The 1,966-nt window shown below is 67.6% G+C and carries 2 protein-coding genes and 1 pseudogene; all 3 read left to right on the top strand.

Going from position 1 to position 1,966, the window contains the following annotated elements; genetic code table 11:
* Window positions 1–182 (top strand): annotated as a pseudogene (locus tag FKP22_RS28630) (UDP-N-acetylmuramoyl-L-alanine--D-glutamate ligase); the annotation flags it as partial.
* Entirely contained in the window at window positions 179–1,447 is a 1,269-nt protein-coding gene (ftsW, locus tag FKP22_RS28635) for a putative lipid II flippase FtsW (protein ID WP_141291516.1), read from the top strand. The pseudogene FKP22_RS28630 and the gene ftsW, both read left to right, overlap by 4 nt.
* Window positions 1,444–1,966 (top strand): glycosyltransferase (locus FKP22_RS28640; protein ID WP_233446993.1); only part of this gene is annotated, 523 nt, incomplete at its 3' end. The genes ftsW and FKP22_RS28640, both read left to right, overlap by 4 nt.

Raw genomic sequence — 1,966 nt, forward strand, 5'->3', positions numbered from 1 at the left:
GCCACGCCACGCTGGAAGCCGCCACGCGCTGGTGCTTCGAGCAGGCCCAGGCCGGTGATGCCGTGCTGCTCAGCCCGGCCTGCGCCAGCCTGGACATGTTCCGCAACTACGCCCACCGCGCCGAGGTCTTCATCTCGGCAGTGCAGGACCTGGCGGCCGAGCGCGGGGAGATCCTGACGTGAGCTTCGCTGACGCACTCCGTCAACCCTTCGCCGGCCTGCGTGAACGCGCCGGAGCACTGCTGGGCCGCGCCGGTGGCGAGCGTTTGCCCATCCGCGACTGGATCGGCGGCGTGTCGGCCAAGCCGGTGCAACTCTCGGGCTACGACACCGGGCTGATCTGGGTCACCGCGCTGCTCTTGGCGCTGGGCCTGGTGATGGTTTATTCGGCCTCGGTCGCAATGCCGGACAACCCGCGCTTCTCGCGCTACGTGCCGACCTTCTTCCTGAGCCGGCAGGCAATGTTCATCGGCGTGTCGTTCGTGGCCGCGCTGGTCACGCTGCAGATCCCGATCGCCGTCTGGGAAAAGTGGGCGCCGTGGCTGTTCGCCGCCACGCTGGCAATGCTGATCGTCGTGCTGGTGCCTTTCATCGGCAAGGGCGTGAACGGCGCGCGGCGCTGGATTCCGCTGGGCGTGATGAACTTCCAGCCCAGCGAACTGGCCAAGCTGGCAATGGCCATGTACGCCGCGAGCTACATGGTGCGCAAGATGGACGTGAAGGAGAACTTCGTCAAGGCGGTCTGGCCGATGGCGGTCTCGCTGGGCGTCGTGGGCGTGCTGCTGCTGGCCGAGCCGGACATGGGCGCCTTCATGGTCATCGCCGCGGTCGCGCTGGGCATCCTGTTCCTGGGCGGCGTGAATGGCCGCATGTTCTTCCTCAGTGTGGCGGTGCTGGTCGGTGCGTTTGTGCTGATGATCGTCTTCAGCGAGTTCCGCCGCCAGCGCATCTTTGCCTATCTGGACCCTTGGAACCCGGACTATGCCCAGGGCAAGGCCTACCAGCTGACGCACTCCTTGATCGCCTTTGGCCGCGGCGGCGTATTCGGCCAGGGCCTGGGCGCGTCGATCGAGAAGCTGCACTACCTGCCCGAGGCGCATACCGACTTCCTGCTCGCGGTGATCGGCGAGGAGCTGGGCTTCATCGCCGTGCTGGCGGTGATCCTGGCCTTCTTCTGGCTGACCCGCCGCATCTTCGTGATCGGCCGCCAGGCCATTGCGCTGGACCGCGTCTTCGCCGGGCTGATGACCCAGGGCATCGGCATCTGGTTCGGTGGCCAGGCCTTCATCAACATGGGTGTGAACCTGGGCGTGCTGCCGACCAAGGGGCTGACGCTGCCGCTGCTGAGCTATGGCGGCTCGGGCGTGCTGCTGAACCTGGTGGCGCTGGCCATCGTGCTGCGAGCCGACCTGGAAAACAGGCAGCTCATGCGAGGAGGCCGCACATGACCGGGACCACCTCGATGGCTTCTACGCGTCACCTGGTCATCATGGCCGCGGGGACCGGCGGGCATGTGATTCCCGGCTTGGCCGTGGCGCGCGAGATGATGACCCGCGGCTGGTCGGTCAGTTGGCTGGGCACCGAGGGCGGCATGGAAAACAGGTTGGTGCCGGCCACCGGCATTCCGATGGACCGGCTGTCGTTTTCCGGCCTGCGCGGCAAAGGCCTGCTGCACACGATGACCGGCGGCCTGCGCCTGCTGAAGGCCTTCTGGGACAGCGCGCGCATCCTGCGCCGCCGGCATGCCGACGCGGTGCTGGGCATGGGCGGCTATGTCTGTTTCCCCGGCGGGCTGATGGCGGCGGCGCTGGGCAAGCCGCTGGTGCTGGTGAATGCCGATGCCGCGCTGCTGATGAGCAACAAGGCCCTGCTGCCGGTGGCCGACAAGGTGGCCTTCGGCTTCGACGGCCCGGCGGCCGACAAGGTCAAGCGCTCGCTGGTGACCGGCAATCCGGTGCGCGCCGAGA

It is taken from the genome of Ideonella azotifigens (genome assembly GCF_006519715.1).
Classification (GTDB): domain Bacteria; phylum Pseudomonadota; class Gammaproteobacteria; order Burkholderiales; family Burkholderiaceae_C; genus Ideonella; species Ideonella azotifigens.